A 24,188-nucleotide genomic window follows, 5' to 3' on the forward strand; every position below is an offset into this window, starting at 1 on the left:
CTACCCCCTCTGCCCTGCCGGGCATCTCCCCCACATGGGGGAGAGCGGGCAAGCCCGATCCGGCCGAGACCAGTCTCCTCCCTTGTGGGGGAGATGTCACCAAGTGACAGAGGGGGATGAAACATACTCAAGGCCGATCCGAGGCGATAGACAATGACCGAACAGACCACCGAAACCGCCCTGTCCTCCGACCCGACAGAAGTCCGCCGCCAGAAACTCGCGCTGCTGCGCGAACAGGTCGGCGACGTCTATCCGGCGCATTTCCACCGCACGATGACCAATGCGGAATTCGCCGAAAAATATGCAGGCCTGGAACTCGACGAAACGTCTGACGACATTATCACGGTTGCCGGTCGCGTCTATTCCTCGCGCAATTCCGGCATGTTCATGGATATCCACGACGCCTCGGGCAAGATCCAGATCTTCTCCCACAAGGACACGACGCCTGAAGGCGCCCGCGCGCTGCTGCCGATGATCGACCTCGGTGACATCATCGGCGTCACTGGCCAGGTGCGTCGCACGAAGCGTGGCGAACTGACGATCAACGCCCATGAAATCACCATGCTGACGAAGACACTTCTGCCCATGCCGGAGAAGTATCACGGCCTCGCCGACATCGAGCTGCGCTACCGCAAGCGCCATCTCGATATCCTCACCAACGAGGAGTCGAAGCTCCGCTTCCAGCAGCGCTCGAAGATCGTCTCCGGCATTCGCCGCTTCATGGAGGCCGAAGGCTTCCTCGAAGTCGAGACGCCGATGTTGCAGACCGTTTATGGCGGCGCGACCGCCGAGCCCTTCAAGACGCACCACAACACGCTGAAGATGGACATGTATCTGCGCATCGCGCCGGAACTGTTCCTGAAGCGTACGCTGGTCTCCGGGCTTGCCGACAAGGTATTCGAGGTCAACCGCAACTTCCGCAACGAAGGTGTGTCGACCCGCCACAATCCCGAATTCACCATGATGGAATGCTATTGGGCCTATGCCGACTACGAGGACATCATGGGCCTGGTCGAGCGCATGTTCGAGACGCTCGCCATCGCGATCCACGGAACGACCGACCTCACGTTCGGTGACAAGCAGATCTCCTTCAAGGGCCCGTTCCAGCGCGTTCCCATGCCGGACGCCGTCAAGCAAGCAACCGGCATCGACTTCCTCGCGATGAAGACCGACGAGGAAGCCCGCGCCGCCGCCAAGGCCGCCGGCTTTGCCGTCGAGAAGGACTGGACCTGGGGCGAATGCCTCGCCTTCATCTTCGAGGAAAAGGTCGAGGGCACGCTGATCCAGCCGAGCCACGTCACGCATTTCCCCAAGGACATCTCGCCCTTTGCCAAGGAAGTTCCCGGCGAGCCGCGCCTCGTCGAGCGTTTCGAGACCTATTGCAACGCCTGGGAAGTCGGCAATGCCTTCTCCGAGCTCAACGACCCGGAAGAACAGCGCAAGCGCATGGTCGAGCAGCTCGAACAGGCCCATTCGCGCGGCGAAAAGGACAAGCAACTCGACGAAGAGTTCCTCGACGCGATCGACCAGGGCATGCCGCCGGCCGGTGGCCTCGGCATCGGCGTCGACCGCCTGATCATGCTTTTGACCAACGCGCCCTCGATCCGAGACATCATTCTATTCCCGGCGCGACGCAACAAGGCCGACTGAGCAAGACCGCCATTCAGAACATGCGAAAGCCCCGTCCGCATGGCCGGGGCTTTTGTGTTTCATGACAACCGGACTGCCCTTGGCTGCCACTCGTCTGGCAAATCATGTCCTGCCGCAGTGATCAGTGATCAGCCTTTGCGTGCTCGTCGCCCTTGGCCTTAGCCTTGGGCGGCAGAATGGCCTCGTCCTCGGCAGGCGCGGCATGCTGCTGAACGACTGGCGCGACCGGTTTCGAAACGTGCTGCTCGCCGACAGGCGCATGATCGGTTGCGCCACCATGCTCCTCAGCCTTGCCCGGCGCAGCTGCCGCTCCCGCAGCATCGGGCGAAATCGGCTGCGCCCGCATCTGCTCGAGCCAGGCGGCGCCATGGTCGGTGCTTGCGCCAGCATCTGCGCCTTGTGGTTCCTCGGTCTTGGCAACAACATCCTCGGCAACGGCCTCTTCCTCGGAAGCCCCCAACCCGACCATGCCCTTCAACGAATCCAGCCAGCCCCCTTGAGAAGCAGGGGCCTCTTCGGTTGTGGGTCCATGCCCCACAGCCTTCTCGACAGCGGCGCCATGCTCGACGGCGGCATCATGGCCGGCGGCTTCGACGCCCGTGACCGGTTCTTCTGCGGCCTCATGCGCTGCCTGTTGTTCGCCATGCTCGCCATGCTCGCTATGCTCGGATGACTCGGCATGCGTGGCCACGGCCACCGCTTCCTTGCCATGAGCCTTTTCCGGAGCTGCGTGATCCATCGCGGGCTCGGTCCGGCCATCGCCATGCGCCACGGCCGCAGGCTCGACATGTTCTTCGGCCGGCGCATCGTGGCCATCGGCGACAGCGCCGTGACCATCCGCCGGCGCGTCACTGCCGCCAAGGCCGACCATGCCCATCACCGACGCCATCCAGCCCTTGCTTTCCTCCGCGCCATGTTCGGCAACGGGCGTTTCCTCGCCATGCTCGCCGGCAGGTGCATCGCCGTGTCCTTCGGCCGGCGCTTCGCCGTGGCTGTCGGCCGGGGCGCCGTGACCGTCACCTTCGGCCGCCTTCTCACCATGCCCTGCCGCCGGCGCACCATGTCCGCCACCATCGGGCACCGCCACATCCGCCTTCATGCAATCGGCCTGGTCGTTCAGATTGGCAACGAGACCTTCGATATCGGCTTCGAGCATGTCGATCCGGTCGCCGAAGAACTGGCCGTTCGGCGCGGCAAGACCATCGACATAGCGCGCGGTGAAGACCCGCGCAGAGACTTCCTCAGGCACGTGGGCGGGGTCTGGAACATAGACGACATCTGCACCGACGGCGCGACCGCGCATGCCGGACCGATCCTTCGGACCATTCGCGTCCAGCACGACGACCTGCACCAGATCGGCTTTCTTCGCTTCCTGCACCGCCTTTGCCACGCGCAGCGCCGTCTTGACGCGCGCCAGACCATCGCCGGGTTCATCGGTGGTGACGAATGTTCGAACCCAGAACCGGTCCTTCTTGTGAATTTCGACCGAAGTGACCTCGGTGCATTCGAGCCCGTTGAGCTCCGCATAGGATGGCCCGAGCAGTTTGTCCGCACCGATATAGACGGCGGCCGCACCCGTGCCACCGAGGGTCACGAGAACCCCGCCCAATACCAGCATGAGCTTTCGTGAAAGGTGGATCTTCGGCACCTTCACGCTTGGAACTCCGCCATGACACCGCCCCGACTGTTTACGCAATACTGAGCGGCACCATACGTCCCTCTCCTTGCGGAACCTTTAACCGGGCATTTCCAGTTCCGGCACAGCCAATTTGGCAGCAGTTTTTGCAAATGATTTGCAAGAGCATTGACATCAGCAAGAAGCGCTATAGATTTTAATGCGAATGACTTGCAAGAACAGGAATGAACATGGTGTTGAAGCTTGCCTGCCGTCTATTCGCCCTGGCGCTCCTGCTGCCGGGGGTGGCCTCCGCCGACGACAAACCCAAGGTCGTCACGACCTTCACCGTGATTGCAGATATCGCCCGGAATGTCGCAGGCGATGCCGCGACCATTGAAAGCATCACCAAACCCGGCGCCGAAATTCACGGCTATCAGCCGACACCGCGCGACATATTGAAGGCCCGAGACGCCGATCTCGTCCTGCGCAATGGATTGAACCTCGAAGCCTGGTTCGAAAAGTTCCTCGTCAATCTCGGCGATGTTCCGACCGTGACCGTAAGCGACGGCGTCGAGCCGATGGGCATTGCCGGCGGCGCCTATGAAGGCAAGCCCAATCCGCATGCCTGGATGTCACCGGCAAATGCACTCGTCTATGTCGAGAACATCCGCAAGGCGCTGACCGATCTCGACCCCGCCAACGCGGCGATCTACGAGGCCAATGCCCGCACCTATTCGCAGCAGATCAGCGCCGAAATCGAACCGATGAAGGCCGAAATCGCCAGGATCCCGGAGGACGAGCGCTTCCTCGTGACCAGCGAAGGCGCTTTCTCCTATCTCGCCCGCGACCTCGGCATGAAGGAACTCTATCTATGGCCGATCAATGCCGACAGCCAGGGCACGCCCCAGCAGGTCAAGGCAGTGGTCGACCAGGTGATCGAAAACAAGATCCCCGTCGTATTCTCGGAAAGCACTGTCTCCGACAAACCGGCCAGACAGGTCGCAGCCGAAACCGGCGCCCGCTATGGCGGCGTCCTCTATGTGGACTCGCTGAGCGAGGCGGACGGTCTGGTCCCGACCTATCTGGATCTCCTGAAGGTGACGGTTTCGACCATCGTGAAGGGATTTGCCGGATGATCATGGGTTCGGGCGCAAGACGCAACCGCGAAGGGATCGCCGCAGAAGATGTGACGGTCACCTATCGCAACGGCCACACGGCGCTGCGCCATGCAAGCTTTGTCATTCCGCCAGGAACCATCACTGCGCTGGTCGGCGTCAACGGCGCTGGCAAATCCACCCTGTTCAAGGCGATCATGGGCTTTGTGCCCGTCGCCGCGGGCGAAATCCGTGTGCTTGGCATGAGCGTACGCGAAGCCCTGCGCAAGAACCTCGTCGCCTATGTACCCCAAGCGGAAGAGGTCGACTGGAACTTCCCCGTCCTCGTCGAAGACGTCGTGATGATGGGCCGCTACGGCCACATGAATTTTCTGCGCATCCCCTCGAAACGCGATCACCAGCTGGTCAACGAGGCGCTTGCCCGCGTCGGCATGAGCGACTACCGCAAACGCCAGATCGGCGAACTCTCCGGCGGCCAGCGCAAGCGCGTCTTCCTGGCCCGCGCGCTCGCCCAGGAAGGACAGGTCATTCTGCTCGACGAACCCTTCACCGGCGTCGATGTCACCACCGAGGATCAGATCATCGGCCTGATGAAGGACCTGCGCGCCGAGGGGCGCGTCATGCTGGTCTCCACCCACAACCTCGGCAGCGTGCCCGACTTCTGCGACCGCACCATCTTCGTCAAGGGCACGGTCATCGCCTCGGGCAAGACCGAGGACATTTTCACCGAAGACAACCTCCAGACCGCATTCGGCGGCGCGCTGCGCCACTTCGTGCTCTCGGGCACCGACCTGCACGAGGATGAAGACGGCCGCGAGGTGAAGGTCATCACCGACGACGAACGCCCCTTCGTCATCTACGGCACGCCGAAACAGGGAGCCGCCGATGTTCGCGACCCTGATTGAACCCTTCACCTATGACTACATGCGCAACGCCATCCTGGTCAGCGCGCTGGTCGGCGGGGTCTGTGGCTTCCTCTCGGCCTATCTGATGCTGAAAGGCTGGTCGCTGATCGGCGATGCGCTCTCCCATGCCATCGTGCCAGGCGTTGCCGGCGCCTACATGTTCGGTCTGCCCTTCGCCTTCGGCGCCTTCCTCTCCGGCGGTCTGGCAGCGCTTGCCATCCTCTTCCTCAACCAGCGCACCAAGCTGAAGGAAGACGCGATCATTGGCCTGATCTTCACCTCCTTCTTTGGTCTCGGCCTCTTCATGGTCTCGATCTCGCCCGTCTCGATCGACATCAAGACCATCGTGCTCGGCAATATCCTTGCCATCACGCCTGCCGACACGCTGCAGCTGATCCTGATCGGCGGCGTCAGCCTGCTCGTGCTGACCCTGAAATGGAAGGACCTGATGGTCACCTTCTTCGACGAGAACCATGCCCGCTCGATCGGCCTCAAGCCCGAGCGCCTGAAGGTGATCTTCTTCACCCTTCTCGCCGCCTCCACCGTCGCCGCCATGCAGACGGTCGGCGCCTTCCTCGTCATAGCCATGGTTGTTACACCCGGCGCCACTGCCTATCTGCTCACCGACCGCTTCCAGCGGCTCATCCTCATGGCGCTCGGTATTGGAGCGGGCACCAGCTTCATTGGCGCTTATGCAAGCTACTTTCTCGACGGCGCGACAGGCGGCATCATCGTCGTCCTGCAGACTGTTATCTTTCTTGCAGCTTTCCTCTTTGCTCCCAAACACGGCATGCTCGCAGCCCGCAGCCGCGCCCGCGAAGCACTGGAGCCCGTGCCGATGCATCAAACGGCAGAGAACCATCGCATCGGTGAGGAGCGCCCGGCATGAGCGAAACCCTTGAACTCGCCATACTGCCGTTCCAGCTGCCCTTCATGCAGTCGGCCTTTGTCGTCACGCTTTTAATTGCGATCCCGATGGCCCTCCTCTCCTGCCTGCTGGTTCTGAAGGGCTGGTCGCTGATGGGTGACGCCGTCTCCCATGCCGTGCTGCCGGGCATCGTCATCGCCTACATCGCCGGCATCCCGCTCGCCATCGGGGCCTTCATCGCCGGTCTCGTCTGCGCGCTTCTGACCGGCTTCATCAAGGAGAACAGCCGTATCAAGGAAGATACCGTGCTCGGCATCGTCTTCTCCGGCATGTTCGGCCTCGGCCTCGTGCTCTACGTTCAGGTCGAAAGCTCCGTCCATCTCGACCATATCCTCTTCGGCGACATGCTCGGCCTCCTGCCCTGGGACGTGATCGAAACAGGCCTGATCGCGTTGCTCGCCACGCTGTTCCTGATCGTCCTGCGCAAGGATCTGCTTGTCCACGCCTTCGATCCCCAGCATGCGCAGGCCATCGGCCTCTCGGTGCGCCTGCTGCATTACGGCCAGCTTGCCGTGCTCTCGCTCGTCGTCGTCGGCGCCCTGAAGGCTGTCGGCATCATCCTCTCCGTCGCGATGCTCGTCGCCCCCGGCGCAATCGCCTTCCTGCTGACAAAGCGTTATGGGGCCATGCTGATCACCGCCGTGACGGTCGCGGTCGCGTCCTCTGTGGCTGGGATCTATGTGAGCTTCTTCATCGACAGCGCTCCCGCTCCGACGATCGTGCTCATCATGAGCGGCATCTTCATCCTCGCCTTCTTCCGCACACTCTGGCAAGCCCGGCGCGTCAACCGCATCGCGGCAGCCGAAGTGGAGACCTGATATTTCAGCGTTTGGCATGGATCAAGTCGGCATGCGCAATGACGGGCTAGGCTCGCCCCGTCAATGCGAGGATGGATGACCATGTCGACGATGAAACTGCTGCAGAAGCCCACCCGCCACTTGTTTTTCACCGGCAAGGGTGGCGTCGGTAAAACCTCGCTCAGCTGCGCAACCGCAATTGCGCTCGCCGATCATGGCCTGAAGATCCTGCTCGTCAGCACCGATCCCGCCTCCAATCTCGACGAAATGCTCGGCGTGACGCTGGGCAGCGTTCCCGGCCCCGTGCCAGCGGTGCCGGGTCTGTTCGCCATGAACATTGATCCCGAGGCGGCCGCAGAGGACTACCGCCAACGCGTTCTTGGCCAGATGGGGCCGGACACCACCGACAAGGATCGGGCCACCGTGCGCGAACAGCTCTCCGGCGCCTGCACCACAGAGATCGCCGCTTTCGACGAATTTGTCGGCCTGCTGGCCGATGACGATCCCCGCTTCGACCACATCATCTTCGACACGGCCCCGACCGGCCACACCCTGCGGCTCCTCAGCCTGCCCAAGGCCTGGACCGGTTTTCTCGAGGCCAACGAACGTGGCGCCTCCTGTCTTGGGCCGCATTCCGGACTGAAGATGCAGGAGGAGCGCTTCCGCACGGCGCTCGAATGTCTCGGTGATCCCGCCCGAACAACCATCGTGCTCGTGACCCGCGCCGATCGCGGCGCGATACGCGAGGCCGCCAGAACCGCCGGAGAACTCTCCGAGCTCGGCCTCTCCAACCAGATGCTCGCCGTCAACGGTCGCTTCACGCCGACCGATCCGCATGATCATGTGGCCGAAGCCTTCGCGGCAGAACAGACCAAGGCGCTGACGGACCCCCCTCCTGCCCTGGCATCGCTCCCCCGCGACGAGGTTGCCCTCAAGCCCTTCGATATGGTGGGGCTCGATGCCCTGCGCGGGCTCCTGTCGGACACCGCCATCAACCTTGCCGCTGACCCCGCCGACGACATCTTTGAAATCACCGACCTTCCCGGTCTGGCAACGCTGGTCGATGAAATCGCGGCAAGCGGCAAGGGTCTCGTCATGGTCATGGGCAAGGGCGGCGTTGGTAAGACCACTGTCGCTGCAGCCGTCGCCGTCGGGCTCGCCGCCCGTGGCCACACCGTCCACCTGACCACGACAGACCCGGCGGCCCACCTCTCCTTCGTCGTCGGCCCAGGCGCCATGCCCGGCTTGACCGTTGACCGCATCGATCCCGAGGCAGAGACGGCCCGCTACATCGACAAGATCATGTCGACCAAGGGCCGCGATCTCGATGACGCCGGCCAAGCCTTGCTCCGTGAGGATCTTGCCTCGCCCTGCACCGAGGAAGTCGCCGTCTTCCACGCCTTTTCCCGCGTCGTTGGTGAAGCCCGATCGAGCTTCGTCGTCATTGACACGGCGCCCACCGGCCACACGCTGCTGCTGCTCGATGCAACCGGCGCCTATCACCGTCAGATGACACGCCATCTCGATGACACCGCCCCCGGACGCATGGTGACCCCGCTGATGCGCCTGCAGGATCCCGCCTTTACACGCGTGCTGCTCGTTACACTGCCAGAGACGACACCAGTCTCGGAAGCATCAGCCTTGCAGGACGATCTGCGCCGTGCCGGTATTTCGCCCTATGGCTGGGTGATCAACAAGTCGATGGCAATCACCGGCACCCGCGATCCGCTTCTGCGCGCCCGCATCCGGGGAGAGAAGGCCCAGATCGAAAGGGTCAAACGTGATTGCGCGAGCCGGGTCTACGGGCTGGATTTCCGGGCTGTTGCACCAGTGGGGCTGGACGAATTGCGAAAGGTCTCGGATGACTGAGGGGCGCTCTGGCGTCAGTCTCCACCAAGTCAGACCCGCCCCACTTCCTCCGCCCGCCGCGCGCGGCGCGACACGACCCATTCCCGCCAGACGGTGAACAGCCCGGCGCCGACAACGATGACGGCGCCAACCACTGTGTTCCAGCGCAGAACCTCGCCGAACACCGTTACCGCTATCATAGCTCCGAGCACGAGCTGCCAGTAGGAGATCGGCTGGACGATCACGGCATCCAGTTCTTCATAAGCCTTGATCAGCGCCATATGCCCGATGATAGCGGTACAGCAGAGGCCGATCATCAAGCCCCAGCCGGTGGGCGAAAACGGCGTCCAGAAAAAGGGTCCGAGCAGGCTCGACCCGATGAAACCGACAATCGCAATGTAGAAGAAGCTGGTCGACGGCTGGTCGTCACGACTGACGAGCCGCGTGGCAATCCCGTAGACCGCGCCCAGCACGGCACAGACCAGCGGCAGCCAGATATAGGAATTGAACCCGTCGCCACTGGGCGCCAGCATGATCACCACGCCCACGAGGCCGAACAGGATTGCCGTCCATCGCCGCCAGCCGACCTTTTCGCCGAGAATCGGCATGGAGAGAAGCGCCACGAAAATCGGCCCGGCCGCAAAGATCGCCTGGCTCTGGGCAAGCCCCACCTGTGTGAAGGCGACGATCGAGATCAGGATCTGCGAAAACAGCATGAGCCCGCGCAGGATCTGCAGAAAAGGCCGCTTTGTGTTGACGGCTGCCTGCAATCCGCCGTTCGACCGCATCGCAAGAACAACTGCGAAGGCGACAAAGGCCCAGTAGCGCACCATCGCCACCTGCACGGGTGAATGCGTTTCCCCCAAATGTTTGGACAGGCCGTCCTGCGTGGCGAAGACGGAAAAGGCAAGGAAGGTGAAGAGGTAACCGAGCGGCGTCGATTTCATGGGTAATGGAAGCTTTGCACGAGGAGGGATCCGTGGGCGAACCAACGGCGCGGGCAAGGTGATCCTACACCCTCGACACACTTTGACCAGTGTAGTTTTGCATAGCTGCCCAGTAACCTGACAACCGCTTCACCACCGGCGTGCCGCCCGCCTTGCCTCGGGACGGGTGCCGTGCTTCAAAAGGCCATGGCCTTCACCCTCCGTCAGTTGCAGTATTTCGTCGCCGTCGCCGAACAGGGATCGGTGACCCGCGCCGCCCAGAACCTGTCGATTTCCCAGTCCTCGGTTACCGAGGCGATCAAGGAACTGGAGGGCGATCTCGGCGTCGAACTCTTCGAGCGCCATCCGCGCGGCCTGACGATCACCTATAACGGTCACCAGTTCCTCCGCCACGCGACGAAGATCCTGGCGGATGTCTCCGATGCGCGAAACGTTTTCACCGAGACCCAGAACAGCACTGGCGGCACGCTCAACATCGGCGTCACCTCGCTCGTCGCCGGTTACGTGCTGTCTGATCTGCTCGCACGATACCGCCGCGCCTGCCCGGGCGTGGAAGTCTCGGCCTTGGAAGACAACGGCTCCTATCTGGAACACCTGCTGATCGGCGGCGAACTCGATGTCGCCGTCATGGTGATCTCCAACCTGCGCGACCGCATGGCGCTGCAGGCCGAAATCCTGGAAACCTCGCCCTATCGCCTCTGGCTCCCGATCGGCCATCCGCTCGTGTCCGCCGACATCATCTCGATTGCCGACATCACCAAGGAGCCGCTGATTATGCTGACAGTGGACGAAATCGAAGAGAATACCGGAAAGCTGCTCTCGGCACTCGGCGCCCGCCCGCATGTCGCCTTTCGCACCCGCTCGGTGGAAGCGGTCCGCAGCCTCGTCGCCACCGGCGCCGGCGTGGCCCTCCTGCCCGATCTTGTCTACCGCCCCTGGTCGCTGGAAGGCGACCGCATCGAAAGCCGCGATGTTTCAGGCTCGCTTCCCGTGGTGCAGGTCGGTATGGTCTGGCGCAAGGGCTCCAGCCTGCCGCAATCGGCACGCGATTTCGTCGGCATTGCCGAGGCGAGCCGGAGTGGAAGAGTGAGGTGAGGTAATCACCCCATTGTGACCAACCCGGCTGAAGTGCCCCAGCCATCGGAAAAACCGATACCGCCATTCTGCCGAATGAATTTGCGAATGCGGTAAATTCGCGGCAACTTTCTCCTGGGAACAAATGGCCGCGAAAACGCGACCCTCGCAAACCGGGAGACCTCACGATGAAGTCGTTATTGAAATCCTGCACCGTCCTTGCCTCCGTATTGAGTTTGACCACCGTTACCGTCGCACAGGAGCCGCTGAAGGAACTGGTTCCGGGCGAAGGCGCCCTCTCCATCGTCGCATGGGCCGGCTATATCGAGCGCGGCGAAACCGACAAGAATTTCGACTGGGTCACCGATTTCGAAAAGAAGACCGGCTGCATGGTTTCGGTGAAGACCGCCGCCACCTCGGATGAAATGGTCGCCCTGATGAACGAAGGCGGCTTCGACCTCGTGACCGCCTCGGGCGATGCCTCGCTGCGCCTCGTCGCCGGCAAGCGCGTCCAGCCGATCAACACCGCCCTCATCCCCTCCTGGAGCACGATCGACGAGCGCCTGCAGAACGCCCCCTGGCACACCAAGGACGGCGTGCACTACGGCACGCCCTATGTCTGGGGCCCGAATGTGCTCATGTACAACACCAAGGCTTTCGGCGACAAAGCCCCCGACAGCTGGAACGTCGTCTTCGAAGAGATGACGCTCGCTGACGGCCAGTCGAACAAGGGCCGCGTCCAGGCCTATGACGGCCCGATCCATGTGGCGGACGCTGCCAACTACCTGATGTTCCACAAGCCGGAACTCGGTATCAAGGATCCCTTCGAGCTGAACGAAGACCAGTACAAGGCAGCCCTTGACCTGCTGCGTGGCCAGCGCCAGCTCGTCAGCCGCTACTGGCACGATGCCTTCATCCAGATCGACGACTTCAAGAACGAAGGCGTGGTCGCTTCCGGCTCCTGGCCCTTCCAGGTCAACCTCCTCAAGGCCGATCAGCCGATCGCCTCGGTCTTCCCGAAGGAAGGTGTCACCGGCTGGGCCGACACAACCATGCTGCATGCCGAGAGCGAGCACCCGAATTGCGCCTATATGTGGATGGAGCATTCGCTCTCGCCCAAGGTCCAGGGCGACGTCTCCGCCTGGTTCGGCACGGTTCCCTCGGTTCCCGCCGCCTGCAAGGGCAATGCCCTGCTGACCGACGACGGCTGCAAGACCAATGGCTTTGAGAACTTCGAACAGATCAGGTTCTGGAAGACCCCGGTCTCCAAATGCGAAAGCCAGGACGAATGCGTCCCCTACCACCGCTGGGTCTCCGACTATATCGGCGTGATCGGCGGACGGTAACATCCCGCCTCCCCCTTGAAAGGGGGGAGGTCGCGCGGAACGCGCGGGTCGGGGTGATCAACAGCCTGATGTGACGCTGGTGGTTACCCCAGCCCGGACCTTCGGTCCGACCCTCCCCTCACGGGGAGGGTGAAGACCAACGCTGGCCTTTTGCCGGCACTCATGGAAATTCTGGAGCCCTTGATGTCCGCAGCCGTCTCCTTCTCGAAGGTCTCGCGCCATTTCGGCAGCGTGAAAGCCGTCGATGCCGTCGACCTGACCGTCGAGCCCGGCGAGTTCTTCGCCATGCTCGGCCCCTCCGGTTCGGGCAAGACGACCTGCCTGCGCCTGATTGCCGGCTTCGAACAACCGACGACAGGCCATATCGAGATCTTCGGCGAAACCGCCGAAGGCGTGCCGCCCTATCGCCGCAACGTCAACACGGTCTTCCAGGACTATGCCCTCTTCCCGCATCTCAACATCCTCGACAATGTTGCCTATGGCCTGATGGTCAAGGGCGTGGCCAGGGCCGAGCGCCACCGTGAGGCCGAACAGGCGCTCGACATGGTCAAGCTCCCGGGCTACGGCACCCGAAAACCCGGCCAGCTCTCGGGCGGCCAGCGCCAGCGTGTGGCCCTTGCACGCGCCCTCGTCAACAAGCCGAAGGTTCTCCTGCTCGACGAGCCGCTCGGCGCGCTCGACCTGAAGCTGCGCGAGCAGATGCAGGAGGAGCTGAAAAGCCTTCAGCGCTCGCTCGGCATCACCTTCGTCTTCGTCACCCACGACCAGGGCGAGGCCCTGTCCATGGCCGACCGCGTCGCCGTCTTCAACGATGGCAGGATCATTCAGGCCGGCACACCACACGAAATCTACAACCGCCCCCGCACCCGCTTTGTTGCGGATTTCGTCGGCTCCTCGAATGTGATTGCACCGGACGCAATGAAGGCACTGGGTGGCGAGGCCCGCTGGACAAGCTTGCGCCCCGAAGCCATCCGCATCGTCTCTGAAGGCGGCGTCGAGGCGACCGTCCGCTCGGCCAGCTTCCTTGGCGCCTCCACCAAACTCTTCGTCGAAACGGCGGTGACCGCCCTGACGATCTCCCTGCCTGCCGGCCAGTCCGCGCCGCAAGCTGGCGAAAGCATCCGCATTGCCTGGCTCACCACCGACCTGCATTACATGGAGGCCGGCACATGACGGCAATCTCCTCAACCGCCATCACCCATGGCCGTCAGGGCCTGATGGGGCGGCTCTCGGATCAGCTCTGGCGGCGGCCCAACCTGCTGCTGGTCCTGATGCTGGTGCCGCCCCTGCTCTGGCTCGGCATCATCTATGTCGGCTCGTTGCTCGCACTCCTGTTGCAGAGCTTCTTCTCGATCGATGAGTTCTCAGGGCTGATCAACTACGAATTCACGTTTTCGACCTATGGCGAGCTCCTTCGCCCCGCCAATTTCGACATCATCCTGCGTACGCTTCTGATGTCGGCCGCCGTGACGCTCGCCTCTGCCGTCATCGCCTTCCCCATCGCCTATTACGCCGCGCGGTATGCGAAGGGCCGCTGGAAGGCTGTCTTCTATCTCGGCATCATGCTGCCCCTCTGGTCGAGCTACCTCGTCAAGGTCTATGCCTGGAAGCTGATCCTCGCCAAGGAAGGCATCCTCACCTGGATCTTCGCCAAGCTGCACCTCACCTGGCTGCTCGACGGATTGCTCGCCATCCCCGTTATCGGCGGCAATTCGCTGTCGATCAGCTATCTCGGCACCTTCATCGTCTTCGTCTATGTCTGGCTGCCCTTCATGATCCTGCCCACCCAGGCAGCGCTGGAACGTGTGCCGGGCAACCTGATCGAAGCATCAGGCGATCTTGGTGCAGATTCCCGCCAGACCTTCCGCCATGTGCTCTTTCCGCTGGCGCTGCCAGGCATTGTCGCGGGCTCGATCTTCACCTTCTCGCTGACCATGGGCGATTACATCATCCCGCAGATCGTTGGCACCTCGCGCCTCTTCATCGGTCAGGCCGTCTATGCCCAGCAGGGGACAGCCGGCAACATTCCGCTTGCTGCCGCCTTCTCGGTGGTTCCGATCGTCATCATGGGCATTTACCTCACCATCGCCAAACGCATGGGGGCCTTCGATGCGCTCTGACCGCTCCCAGTCCGCAGGCCTGTCGCTGAAACTCGCGGCCGGCGCAGGCCTCGCCTTCCTGCACCTGCCGATCCTCCTGATTTTCGTCTATGCCTTCACCACCGAGGAGAAGAGCTTCCAGTGGCCGCCGCCGGGCTTCACCACGAAGTGGTTCGCCGTCGCCTGGAACCGCCCGGATATCTGGGAAGCGTTGACGCTTTCGGTGAAGGTCGCGAGCATCGCCACCGTCATTGCCATGGTACTTGGCACGCTCGCAGCCGCCGCCGTCGCCCGCACCAAGTTCTTTGGCCGCGAAGTGGTCTCGCTGCTCGTCATCCTGCCCATTGCGCTTCCCGGCATCATCACAGGCATTGCGCTGCGCTCTGCCTTTTCGCTGGCGGATATCCCTTTCTCCTTCTGGACGATCATCCTCGGCCACGCGACCTTCTGCGTCGTCGTCGTCTACAACAACGCCGTCGCCCGCTTTCGCCGCACCTCCGGTTCACTGATCGAGGCCTCGATGGATCTCGGCGCCGACGGCTTCCAGACCTTCCGCCATGTGATCCTGCCGAACATTGCAACAGCCCTCCTCGCCGGCGGCATGCTCGCTTTCGCCCTGTCCTTCGACGAGGTCATCGTCACCACCTTTACCGCCGGCCAGCAATCGACCCTGCCGATCTGGATGCTGGAAGAACTGATCCGCCCGCGCCAGCGCCCCGTCACCAATGTCGTGGCGATGATCGTCGTGATTGTCACCTTCCTGCCGATCCTGGCCGCCTACTATCTGACTCGCGATACTGACCAGATCGCGGGCAGCGGCAAATGATAAACCACCGGCACCGAGCCGCTTCCAACGCCCGGTCTCGCAATTGAAGTCTGATAAAAGGGAGAACGACATGGACACCCAGATGCTGATCGGCGCCAAGTTCGAAGCTGGCACAGAGACGGACGAAAAGATCCTGAACCCCAAGACCGGCGACACAATCGTCGATCTCCCGGAAGCCTCGCTTGCCCAGGTCGAGGCGGCCGTCGATGCCGCCGAAGGCGCATTCGTCTCCTGGTCGCAGACGACACCCGCCCAGCGCGCCGGTTACCTGCTCGCCATTGCCGATGCGATCGAAAAGGATGCCGCCGGTTTCGCCGCGCTCGAAAGCCTGAACTGCGGCAAGCCGATCAACGCCGTCCTGAACGATGAAATCCCGGCAATCGTCGATTGCTACCGCTTCTTCGCCGGCGCGATCCGCACCTTGCAGGCGCCGGTGTCAGGTGAATACCTGCCTGGCTTCACCTCGATGATCCGCCGAGATGCCGTCGGCGTCATCGGCTCGATCGCACCCTGGAACTACCCGTTGATGATGATGGCCTGGAAGCTGGCACCCGCGCTTGCCGGTGGCAACACCATCGTCTTCAAGCCCTCCGAGCAGACGCCGCTGACGGCCCTGAAGCTCGCCAAGGTCATGGCCGACATCCTGCCGGAAGGCGTGGTCAATGTCATACTCGGCCGCGGCGAAAGCGTCGGCAATGCACTGATCAATAACCCAAAAATCCAGATGCTGTCGATCACCGGCGATATCGCCACCGGCAAGAAGGTAATGACGGCAGCCGCCAAGACGGTGAAGCGCACCCACCTCGAACTCGGCGGCAAGGCGCCCGTCATCGTTCATGACGACGCCGATATCGATGCCGTCGTCCAGGCCATCCGCACCTTCGGCTTTTACAATGCCGGCCAGGACTGCACCGCTGCCTGCCGTATCTATGCGGCCGACAAGATCTACGACCGTTTCGTCGCCGATCTCGCGAGCGCCGTCTCCACGATCAAGTTCAATCAGGCGGATGATGCCGAAAACGAAATCGGGCCGCTGATCTCCAAGCGTCAGCGCGACCGCGTCGAAAGCTTCGTCACACGGGCTGCCGAACACAAGCACATGGAGGTCGTCACCGGCGGCAAGCTCGGCTCCGACAAGGGTTTCTTCTACACGCCCACCGTCATCGCCGGCGCCAGCCAGGACGACGAGATCGTGCGCCGCGAAGTCTTCGGTCCCGTGGTTTCCGTCACCCGCTTCACCGAAGCCGAACAGGCCGTCGCCTGGGCCAATGATAGCGATTATGGCCTTGCGTCTTCCGTCTGGACCAAGGACATCTCTCGCGCTATGCAGACCGCCGCCAAACTCCGCTATGGCTGCACCTGGATCAACACCCACTTCATGCTCTGCAACGAAATGCCCCATGGCGGCATGAAGCAGTCGGGTTATGGCAAGGACATGTCGGTCTATGCGCTGGAAGATTATACGACCGTGCGCCATGTGATGATCGCGCACTAAGTTCCGTGGGGGCCTGCGGGGCGAGAAGGGTGGGATTTCCGATTGCGAAATCCTGCCCTTCAACGGCGCGGTTTACCCTGACATGGCAAATCGGTGGCGGGGACAAAACGCCGCCGATATAATGGCGCTCCAAATCAGGAGCCATGTATGCGCCATCAGATAACCTTGAAGATCCTGACATCCGTCATCGGGATCGCCAGCGCAAGCATCGTTGCTCATGCCCAGCAACCGCAAGTCATCCCCGCTCCCGACATCGACGGCGGCGGGACCTTGATGGACACCTATCTCTGGCATGTCCGCGGCCTGCCCCCCGGTCAGCGCCTCGCCGTCCATTCCGGCGCCGGTCCGAACTTCCGCGTCATCCATGCACTCGACGAGGGCGAGCCGATCGAGCGACTGTCCTGCAGAGACAGCCGTGGCGGCTATTGGTGCCGTGTCGCGACCGTCGACCTTCCCCGCATCTCGGGCTGGGTCGATGGCCGCTTCCTGCTCGAGGAGGCAGGCTTTGCACCGCCGGACGACATGCGCAACCCCTCGTTCGAGCCGGAAATCATCATCGATCCCTTCCCGAGGCCGAGAAGGCCCTGAGCCCTCCGGCTCCGCTTCAATCCTCCTCCCGCCCCTCGCCGGGCCGGTCTCGCTCATGCCGCCGTTCCACCGGGAACTCCGGCAACCAGCTCTCCCGTCGGATCGTCCAGAGCTCGTAGCTCGGCCGGAATTGATTGACGGCGTCGAGAGCCCCGAGATGAAGCTCCACTTCCGCACCGTTGCGATTGAAAACCCGCGATCCGCAGGTCGGGCAGAAGTAGCGGCCCTCATACATCCGCACCGCACCCGTGATCCTCACATGCGTGTCCGGATAGATCGCCGCAGCGTAGAAAAGGGCGCCGTGATACTTCCGGCAATCGAGGCAATGGCAGATGCCGACACGATCCGGCTCGCCCTCTGCCTCGAACCGCACCTTGCCGCAAACGCAACCGCCTGTGATGTTCGCCATCTCCTCCCTCCGTCTCTGCTCGCCGCACAAGAAATGGCCGCAGCTTTCGCCACGGCCATCATCAAACTCGAAATTGTCGGATCGGTTGCCTGATCAGGCAGCCAGCGCCTTTGCGATCTGGCCGCGCAGGGTTCCGAGATCCTTGGCGAAGCCGCGAATGCCTTCGGAGAGCTTTTCGGTCGCCATGGCATCTTCGTTCATCGCCCAGCGGAAGGCCTTCTCGTCGAGCGAGACCAGCGGCTCTGCCTTTGCCTTTTCCGGCGAAAGCACACGCGGCAGGTTACCATCGGTCGCGTTCAGCTCGTCGAGCAGCTGCGGGCTGATCGTCAACCGGTCGCAACCGGCCAGCGCCTCGATTTCGCCGGCATTGCGGAAGGAGGCGCCCATGACGATCGTGTTGATGCCATTCGCCTTGTAATAATCATAGATGGCGCGCACCGACACCACGCCCGGATCGGTTTCCGACGTGTAGTTTTCGCCCGTCGACTTCTTGTACCAGTCGAGGATGCGGCCGACGAAGGGCGAGATGAGAAACACCTTGGCCTCGGCGCAGGCAATCGCCTGGGCCTTGGAGAAGAGCAGCGTCAGATTGCAATCGATGCCTTCCTTCTGCAGCACTTCGGCGGCGCGAATGCCTTCCCAGGTGGAGGCGAGCTTGATCAGGATGCGATCCTTCTCGATGCCACGCTCCTTGTAGCCGGCGACGATCTGGTGCGCCTTGTCGATCGACGCCTGCGTGTCGAAGGAAAGGTCGGCATCGACTTCGGTCGACACGCGGCCCGGAACGAGCTCGGCCAGGGCCGCACCGACGGAGATGGCCATGCGGTCGGCAATCGCGCCGATCACGGCCTCGTCCTGGCCACCCTTGGCCTTGCCCCAGGTGATCGCTTCCTCGAATGCATCCTTGAAGGCGTCGGTGCCGAGCGCCTTCAGAACGATCGAGGGGTTGGTGGTGCAATCGACCGGCTTCAGGCGGCGGACGGCCTCGATATCGCCGGTATCGGCGACCACGGTTGTCATGGAACGAAGCTGTTCGAGTTTCGAGGTCATCGGGTCATCCTTCGGCTGCGCGGAAAGGGTTGGAGACCGGCATCCGGATGTCGGTCTCGTTGCCCGGACTATCACCGTCAGAAGATGGCAAAGTCAAGACATATGTCCTTTGAATTTGACATAAGTATCATTGAAACGGATAGTGGGGTCTGGAACTTCCCGATACGAGAGAGATCTTGGCCAAGCTCCGACGCGACACCCATTCGAGTACCACGGATGCAGCCGCGCTGCGCATCCGCGCCGCCTGGCTCTACTACAACGAGGGCCTGACACAAAAAGACGTGGCCGATCGGCTCGGTGTGAGCCGCTCGACGGTCATCCGCATGCTGGACGAGGCGCGAAAGCGCGCCGAGGTGCAGATCTGGATCAGCGATGGGGTCGCCGATTGTGTGGACCTCGCCGTCCGGCTGGAAAAGGCCTATGGCCTCGACGAGGCGGTTGTCGTGCCGTCGCCCGCCACGGAAGACGCCGCCTCGATCGCCAAGGCCGTCGGACTGGCACTGGGGCAATTTCTTGCGGAGGTCATCACCAATGACATGACGATCGGCGTCGGCTGGGGCCGCACCATGACCGCCTCGCTCGCCGCCTTCCGGTCGCCGGCCCGGGAGAACTGCAAGGTGGTCTCGCTGCTCGGCGGCATCGTCGCGGTGCGCCAGACAAACCCGATCGACTATACCTGGCGGCTGGCGAGCCAGCTCGGCGCCGAATGCTACATGTTCCTGGCACCACTTCTCGTCGATTCCGTCGCCACGAAACGCGCGTTGATCGAAGATTGCGGATTGAAGGCGATTTACGACCTCGCCGAAAATCTCGACCTCGCCATCGTGTCGTGCGGGGATATCGGCCCACATTCCACCTCCCTCTCCGAAGGCTTCATCAGCCACCAGACGCTGTTGGAACTGGTCGACGCCGGCTGCGTCTGCGACACGATGTTCAACTTCCTCGACGCGGACGGGAACTCGGTCGCCCATCCGATCAACGAGCGGGTCATGTCGGTCGATTTGGACACGCTGAAAAAGGCCAAGCACATTGTATTGTCCTCAGGCGGCGCCCATCGCGCCAAGGCCATCAGGGCGACGATCCGGCGGATCGGCTGTAATACGCTGATCACCGATGAGGCGGCGGCGCGGGAGTTGCTGGGGTTGGCGGCGGAGTAAGTCGCCCACTCGTCACCGAAGCTGCGCGGCAGATGTCGCTCCACCTCCATCGCATCATGCGCCACACCCCGATCAGTTCCGGCATGACCTGTCGATAGAGTACGAAGTGCCGCGGCCGGCGAACAATTCCGGTTGGATGGCGCGCATGATCGCGGCTGTGGCGTCGATGGTAGATTTGCATCCCAGGCCCAAGCTCAGGCCGTGGCACGCCAGTTCGAGACGGCGAGATCCGAGAGAACGGTGACGCAGAAACTCGTAGCGGACTAGCGCGTCCGCCGAAGTCAGCATGATCGAAGCGAGCGGACTCGGCCAGACTGTCGATCCGGTGGCTGACGTTGTCGGGGAGTTCAACCGTGTTGCGCATGGCTCATCCTCTCACAGAAGCAGCCATCAGAAAGGCGCAGCGCCTCACCCCTTCCCAGCCTCCCAGCCGAGCATCGCCCGCTTGCGCGTCAGCCCCCAGTGATAGCCAGTCAACGCGCCACTCTTGCCGAGCGCCCGGTGGCACGGCACGACAAACGAGATCGGATTGCGGCCGACGGCGGCACCCACGGCACGGCTCGCGGTCGGCTGACCGATCTTCTGCGCGATGTCGGAATAGGTGACGGCCTTGCCAAGCGGGATCTGGAGAAGGCTTTCCCAGACGCGGATCTGGAAGTCGGAGCCGATCAGCACGACGCGCAAGGGTTCCTCAGCCGACCAGCGTTCCGGGTGGAAGACGCGCGCTGCATACGGTTCCGTCGTACGCACATCCTCGACATAGTGTGCATTCGGCCAGCGTTGCGCCATGTCGTCGAAACAGGCAACCTCGCCGCCCGCATCAGCAAAGGCAAGGCCGGCGAGACCGCGCTCCGTGATCATCACGAGCGCCAGCCCGAAAGGCGACGGGTGATAGCCATAGCGGATGGTGAGACCGGCGCCGCGCGCCTTCCATTCGCCCGGGCTCATCGCCTCATGCGTGACGAAGAGATCATGCAGCCGACCCGGCCCCGAAAGGCCCAACTCCAGCGATGTCTCGAGCAGCGGCAGTTCTTCCCGACCGAGCAGCCGCTTGGCATGGTCGAGCGTCACCGCCTGCAGGAAGGCCTTCGGGGAAAGGCCCGCCCAACGCGTGAATGTCTTTTGCAACTGGGTCGGTGATTGCCCCAGCCGTTCGGCGATAACCTCGAGTGCCGGCTGGCTCTGATAGTCGAGCGTCAGCATCTCGATGACCTGCCGCACGGTCTCGTAGTCAGAGCCGTCCGGCGTAACGTCGGTGCTGCGCGAAAGGTCGATCTGCTGGGCAAGCGTCATGGCGAAATCCTCAATCTCATCAGGACTTCACCACGGGACGGCATCGGATGCCACCCGTTTCTTGCGTGGTGTCTGACCGTTCAGATCCGCTGCCTGGCTGTCGCCAATGCACCCTTGAAAGCCTTGGCGAAGCTTTCGCGATCATCGGGATTGAGGAAGGAGCCGACATCCGTCTGCCGCCCTTCTCCCGCAACCGCCATGGAGGTGATGCCGAATTCCTCATGCCGTCGCACGAAGAAGCGCGCCCAGAGCGTTTTGTAATTATGCTGGGTCATGCGGCCCGTAGGCGTGAACTTGCGGATCGAAAGGCTCGTGCGCGACACCGTGACTTCCTCCCGGGCGCGGGCGTCGCGGTAGTTCAGCCAGAAGGCGCCGTAGAGCAGCAGGAAATCGATCCCGAAGAACAGGCCGATCGGCCAGGCCCCGGTCACCATGAAAAAGATCGCATGCACAAGGCACACAGTCCCCGTGATCGCAAACAGGATGCGATAGCCCCTGCGGCCGAGCGACCGATAGGGTGTCAGTTCCGCTGCGAAAATCGGCTGGTCCGCCGCCTGCTCGAGATTGCCTTCCATCACTGCGCCCGACTATAGGTTTTCCATGACTCTATCGAAGACGAAATCCAGCACCCAAACCTTGAAAAAGTCAAATACCGCGACCCGCCGCAAGCCAGCGGCACGCCGTCGCACCGCTTACTCAAAGGCGGAACTGGAAGAAATCTTCCGCCGCTTTTCGATCCAGCGGCCAGAGCCCAAGGGCGAGCTGGAACACGTCAATCCATTCACGCTCGTCGTTGCCGTGGCCCTCTCGGCCCAAGCGACGGACGCGGGCGTAAATAGGGCGACACGCGCCCTCTTCAAGGTGGCAGACACCCCGGAGAAGATGCTCGCGCTTGGCGAGGAAAGGGTCCGTGACTACATCAAGACGATCGGGCTCTACCGCAACAAGGCGAAGAACGTCATCGCGCTTTCCCAGAAGCTGGTGGATGACTTCGGCAGCGAAGTGCCGCGCACCCGCGAAGAGCTTGTGACCCTGCCCGGCGTTGGCCGCAAGACCGCCAATGTCGTGCTGTCCATGGCCTTCGGCATCCCGACCATGGCGGTCGACACGCATATCCTGAGGATCGGCAACCGCATCAAGCTCGCGCCCGGCAAGACGCCTGACGAGATCGAAGACATTCTGATGCGGATCATCCCCGAGCAATATCTCTTCCACGCCCATCACTGGCTGATCCTGCATGGGCGCTACTGTTGCAAGGCGCGGCGCCCCGAATGCGAGCGCTGCGTGATTGCCGATATCTGCAAGTCACCGGAAAAGACGGTGGACGTGCCGGCCCCGCTTGTCGAACTGCCGCCGCAGGCGATCAACGCAGTCGAGTGACGGTCAACGGACGAGCGACCCGTGCCGTGCGGTCAGCGCCTTGTGCAGGTGGACCATGAGGCCGGCTGCGAAAAGCGGCGTGAGCAGGTTGAGGATCGGTACGGCGAGGAAGCCGGCAATCAACAGGCCGGCCATGAACACCGTGCCGGAATGCCGTGACCGGAGCAGCTTGGCCTCTTCAACGCTACGGAAGCGCATGGCGGCAAACTCGAAGAATTCCCGGCCGAGCAGATAACCGTTCACCAGGAAGAAGGCGAGAATGTTGATCCCGGGGATGAAGAGCAGCATCAGCGCGAAAAGATTGCCGACGATGACCACCCCGAAGAACTTGATCGAGGCGATGATCGCTTGGCCCATCGGCATTGCCGTGCCCGGCGGATCATTCGGGTAGTCCCGCTTCTCGACCACTTCGGCCACATCGTCGAGGAAGAGGCCCGCGATGATCGCGGTCACGGGCGAGAGCAGCAGGGCCAGTCCAAGTGCCAAACCGATGCTGGCGAGGATCCCGAAAATGAGGGTCAGCCAGCCGGCCCAATCCGGAAGCTCGGGAATGAAACCCTGAAGCAGTGGCATGATGAAGGCGATGAAGCTCTCTCGCAGCCCGAACCAGAGGCCGATGAGCACGAGAATCGTCAAGCCCAGCGTCTTCCAGAAGACGCTCCGCGTCTCGGGTGCGAACAGGTTGCGCAAGGACAAGGCGGCAGCGTCGAAAATCATCCGGGTCTCCTTCATCTGTCGCTGTGATGTAGGAGACCGAAGCCCCCGCTGCAATGCGGGGCGTCAGCCGAGACGATAGAGGCCCGGCCGCCGGTCAATCAGATAGGGATTCTGCGCCTTCGCATCGTCATAGGCTGTGGGATCGATCTCCGCGACCAACAGCGTTTCGCGCATGCCGGCCCGGGCCAGTTCGTCACCGTCAGGAGCGAGGATCACCGAACGTCCGCCATAGGACAAGCCATTTTCCGTGCCACAGAGATCGGCATATACGAGGAAGACGCCGTTCTCGAAGGCGCGTGTCGGCACAACCGTATCGGCGACCCGCCGGCTGATGATGCCCTCAGGCAGCGCCGTCGGCACCAGGATCAGTTCGGCGCCGGCAAGCGCCAGCGTCCGTACATTTTCGGGAAACTCGACATCGTAGCAGATCAGCATGCCTGTCTTGATGCCATTCAGATCAAAGACATGCGCGGCCTCCGAACCCGGTACGAAGGCCTCCCTTTCCGCCTCGCCATAGAGATGGCTCTTTCGATAGAACTCCGTGCTGCCGTCGGGTCGGACGAGCACCGAGGAATTGAACACCTGACTGCCGTCACGCTCCGGAAAGCCGGCGCAGATCGCAAGCCCGCAATCAGCGGCAATCTCGGTGAGCGCTTCGATGATCGACCCGTCACGCCCTTCCGCGACCTTCTCGAACGCAGCACCCAGCGCATAACCGCTGGTGCCGAGCTCGGGCGTCACGAGGAGCTCAGCTCCCATTTCCGCTGCCGCAATGGCCGCCTGTGCAATCTTGCCGATATTGCCCGGGACGTCGCCCGAGAGCGGTTGCATTTGATAGAGCGAAATCAGCATCATGCACCTGTATGCCACGGAGGTTGAAACCAAAGGTTAGAGCCGCTTGCCTAGCGGAGGCAAGCGGCAACTCCAAGGCAGACGAAGAGCAGTT

General features: G+C 62.5%; 23 protein-coding genes. 15 read left to right on the forward strand and 8 right to left on the reverse strand.

What is annotated here, in order from left to right; translation table 11 throughout:
- Window positions 1-153 precede the first annotated feature (153 nt).
- Window positions 154-1,650, forward strand: coding sequence for a lysine--tRNA ligase (lysS, locus tag QTL56_RS09860; protein WP_245135976.1), 1,497 nt, complete (start codon window positions 154-156; stop codon window positions 1,648-1,650).
- A gap of 121 nt (window positions 1,651-1,771) precedes the next feature.
- On the opposite strand, the gene QTL56_RS09865 is transcribed toward lysS, so the two are convergent.
- Complete coding sequence (locus QTL56_RS09865; protein ID WP_245135974.1) at window positions 1,772-3,268, reverse strand: putative sodium/potassium/calcium exchanger; 1,497 nt, start codon at window positions 3,266-3,268, stop codon at window positions 1,772-1,774.
- Between the two features lie 248 nt (window positions 3,269-3,516).
- Here QTL56_RS09865 and QTL56_RS09870 point away from each other — a divergent pair, with 248 nt between their 5' ends.
- From QTL56_RS09870 to arsA, 5 genes are all read left to right on the forward strand, one after another.
- Complete coding sequence (locus QTL56_RS09870) at window positions 3,517-4,404, forward strand: metal ABC transporter substrate-binding protein (protein WP_245135972.1); 888 nt, start codon at window positions 3,517-3,519, stop codon at window positions 4,402-4,404.
- Complete coding sequence (locus tag QTL56_RS09875; RefSeq protein WP_370660338.1) at window positions 4,401-5,288, forward strand: manganese/iron ABC transporter ATP-binding protein; 888 nt, start codon at window positions 4,401-4,403, stop codon at window positions 5,286-5,288. Before QTL56_RS09870 ends, QTL56_RS09875 begins: the two co-directional genes overlap by 4 nt.
- Window positions 5,269-6,177, forward strand: a complete 909-nt coding sequence (locus tag QTL56_RS09880) for a metal ABC transporter permease (protein WP_245135970.1) — start codon at window positions 5,269-5,271, stop codon at window positions 6,175-6,177. The genes QTL56_RS09875 and QTL56_RS09880 overlap by 20 nt, the downstream gene beginning before the upstream one ends.
- Window positions 6,174-7,034, forward strand: coding sequence for a metal ABC transporter permease (locus QTL56_RS09885; RefSeq protein WP_229574647.1), 861 nt, complete (start codon window positions 6,174-6,176; stop codon window positions 7,032-7,034). Before QTL56_RS09880 ends, QTL56_RS09885 begins: the two co-directional genes overlap by 4 nt.
- An 81-nt stretch (window positions 7,035-7,115) precedes the next feature.
- Window positions 7,116-8,882, forward strand: coding sequence for an arsenical pump-driving ATPase (arsA, locus tag QTL56_RS09890; protein ID WP_280640720.1), 1,767 nt, complete (start codon window positions 7,116-7,118; stop codon window positions 8,880-8,882).
- Between the two features lie 29 nt (window positions 8,883-8,911).
- On the opposite strand, the gene QTL56_RS09895 is transcribed toward arsA, so the two are convergent.
- A complete protein-coding gene (locus QTL56_RS09895; protein WP_229574648.1) occupies window positions 8,912-9,808 on the reverse strand; it encodes a DMT family transporter in 897 nt (298 codons plus the stop codon).
- Window positions 9,809-9,994: 186 nt separating this feature from the next.
- Here QTL56_RS09895 and QTL56_RS09900 point away from each other — a divergent pair, with 186 nt between their 5' ends.
- The 7 genes from QTL56_RS09900 (at window position 9,995) to QTL56_RS09930 (ending at window position 17,236) form a co-directional block, all read left to right on the forward strand.
- A complete protein-coding gene (locus QTL56_RS09900) occupies window positions 9,995-10,903 on the forward strand; it encodes a LysR family transcriptional regulator (protein ID WP_229574954.1) in 909 nt (302 codons plus the stop codon).
- Window positions 10,904-11,070: 167 nt separating this feature from the next.
- Window positions 11,071-12,228: an ABC transporter substrate-binding protein gene (locus QTL56_RS09905; protein WP_245135968.1), complete on the forward strand. Its 1,158-nt coding sequence runs from the start codon at window positions 11,071-11,073 to the stop codon at window positions 12,226-12,228.
- A 183-nt stretch (window positions 12,229-12,411) separates the two neighbouring features.
- On the forward strand, window positions 12,412-13,401 hold the full coding sequence (locus QTL56_RS09910; protein WP_245135965.1) for an ABC transporter ATP-binding protein: 990 nt from the start codon (window positions 12,412-12,414) through the stop codon (window positions 13,399-13,401).
- Window positions 13,398-14,348, forward strand: coding sequence for an ABC transporter permease (locus QTL56_RS09915; RefSeq protein WP_245135963.1), 951 nt, complete (start codon window positions 13,398-13,400; stop codon window positions 14,346-14,348). Before QTL56_RS09910 ends, QTL56_RS09915 begins: the two co-directional genes overlap by 4 nt.
- Window positions 14,338-15,153 carry an ABC transporter permease gene (locus QTL56_RS09920; protein ID WP_245135961.1) on the forward strand — a complete coding sequence of 272 codons (816 nt, stop codon included), beginning with the start codon at window positions 14,338-14,340 and terminating at the stop codon, window positions 15,151-15,153. The genes QTL56_RS09915 and QTL56_RS09920 overlap by 11 nt, the downstream gene beginning before the upstream one ends.
- 70 nt (window positions 15,154-15,223) lie before the next feature.
- The gene (locus QTL56_RS09925) at window positions 15,224-16,648 is read left to right on the forward strand and encodes a gamma-aminobutyraldehyde dehydrogenase (protein WP_245135958.1); all 1,425 of its coding nucleotides are present in this window, start codon (window positions 15,224-15,226) and stop codon (window positions 16,646-16,648) included.
- 147 nt (window positions 16,649-16,795) lie between these two features.
- A complete protein-coding gene (locus QTL56_RS09930) occupies window positions 16,796-17,236 on the forward strand; it encodes an SH3 domain-containing protein (protein ID WP_245135957.1) in 441 nt (146 codons plus the stop codon).
- 16 nt (window positions 17,237-17,252) lie between these two features.
- On the opposite strand, the gene QTL56_RS09935 is transcribed toward QTL56_RS09930, so the two are convergent.
- Together QTL56_RS09935 and tal are read right to left on the reverse strand one after the other, a co-directional pair.
- Window positions 17,253-17,645: a GFA family protein gene (locus QTL56_RS09935; protein WP_245135954.1), complete on the reverse strand. Its 393-nt coding sequence runs from the start codon at window positions 17,643-17,645 to the stop codon at window positions 17,253-17,255.
- A 93-nt stretch (window positions 17,646-17,738) separates the two neighbouring features.
- Window positions 17,739-18,695 carry a transaldolase gene (tal, locus tag QTL56_RS09940; RefSeq protein ID WP_229574656.1) on the reverse strand — a complete coding sequence of 319 codons (957 nt, stop codon included), beginning with the start codon at window positions 18,693-18,695 and terminating at the stop codon, window positions 17,739-17,741.
- 176 nt (window positions 18,696-18,871) lie between these two features.
- Between tal and QTL56_RS09945 the strand changes: the two genes are divergently transcribed.
- Window positions 18,872-19,852: a sugar-binding transcriptional regulator gene (locus QTL56_RS09945; RefSeq protein WP_229574657.1), complete on the forward strand. Its 981-nt coding sequence runs from the start codon at window positions 18,872-18,874 to the stop codon at window positions 19,850-19,852.
- Window positions 19,853-20,260: 408 nt separating this feature from the next.
- Here QTL56_RS09945 and QTL56_RS09950 read toward each other — a convergent pair whose 3' ends face one another.
- Both QTL56_RS09950 and QTL56_RS09955 read right to left on the reverse strand, forming a co-directional pair.
- Window positions 20,261-21,145, reverse strand: coding sequence for a methylated-DNA--[protein]-cysteine S-methyltransferase (locus QTL56_RS09950; RefSeq protein ID WP_245135952.1), 885 nt, complete (start codon window positions 21,143-21,145; stop codon window positions 20,261-20,263).
- A gap of 80 nt (window positions 21,146-21,225) precedes the next feature.
- Window positions 21,226-21,720 (reverse strand): DUF2244 domain-containing protein, encoded by a 495-nt coding sequence (locus QTL56_RS09955; RefSeq protein ID WP_245135950.1) that lies wholly within the window; start codon window positions 21,718-21,720, stop codon window positions 21,226-21,228.
- Window positions 21,721-21,745: 25 nt separating this feature from the next.
- Between QTL56_RS09955 and nth the strand changes: the two genes are divergently transcribed.
- Complete coding sequence (nth, locus tag QTL56_RS09960; protein ID WP_245135949.1) at window positions 21,746-22,525, forward strand: endonuclease III; 780 nt, start codon at window positions 21,746-21,748, stop codon at window positions 22,523-22,525.
- 3 nt (window positions 22,526-22,528) lie between these two features.
- On the opposite strand, the gene QTL56_RS09965 is transcribed toward nth, so the two are convergent.
- A complete protein-coding gene (locus QTL56_RS09965) occupies window positions 22,529-23,242 on the reverse strand; it encodes a sulfate transporter family protein (RefSeq protein ID WP_245135948.1) in 714 nt (237 codons plus the stop codon).
- Window positions 23,243-23,305: 63 nt separating this feature from the next.
- Window positions 23,306-24,097 carry a carbon-nitrogen hydrolase family protein gene (locus QTL56_RS09970; RefSeq protein ID WP_245135947.1) on the reverse strand — a complete coding sequence of 264 codons (792 nt, stop codon included), beginning with the start codon at window positions 24,095-24,097 and terminating at the stop codon, window positions 23,306-23,308.
- Between the last annotated feature and the right edge of the window lie 91 nt (window positions 24,098-24,188).

The organism is Peteryoungia algae, assembly GCF_030369675.1.
Classification (GTDB): domain Bacteria; phylum Pseudomonadota; class Alphaproteobacteria; order Rhizobiales; family Rhizobiaceae; genus Allorhizobium; species Allorhizobium algae.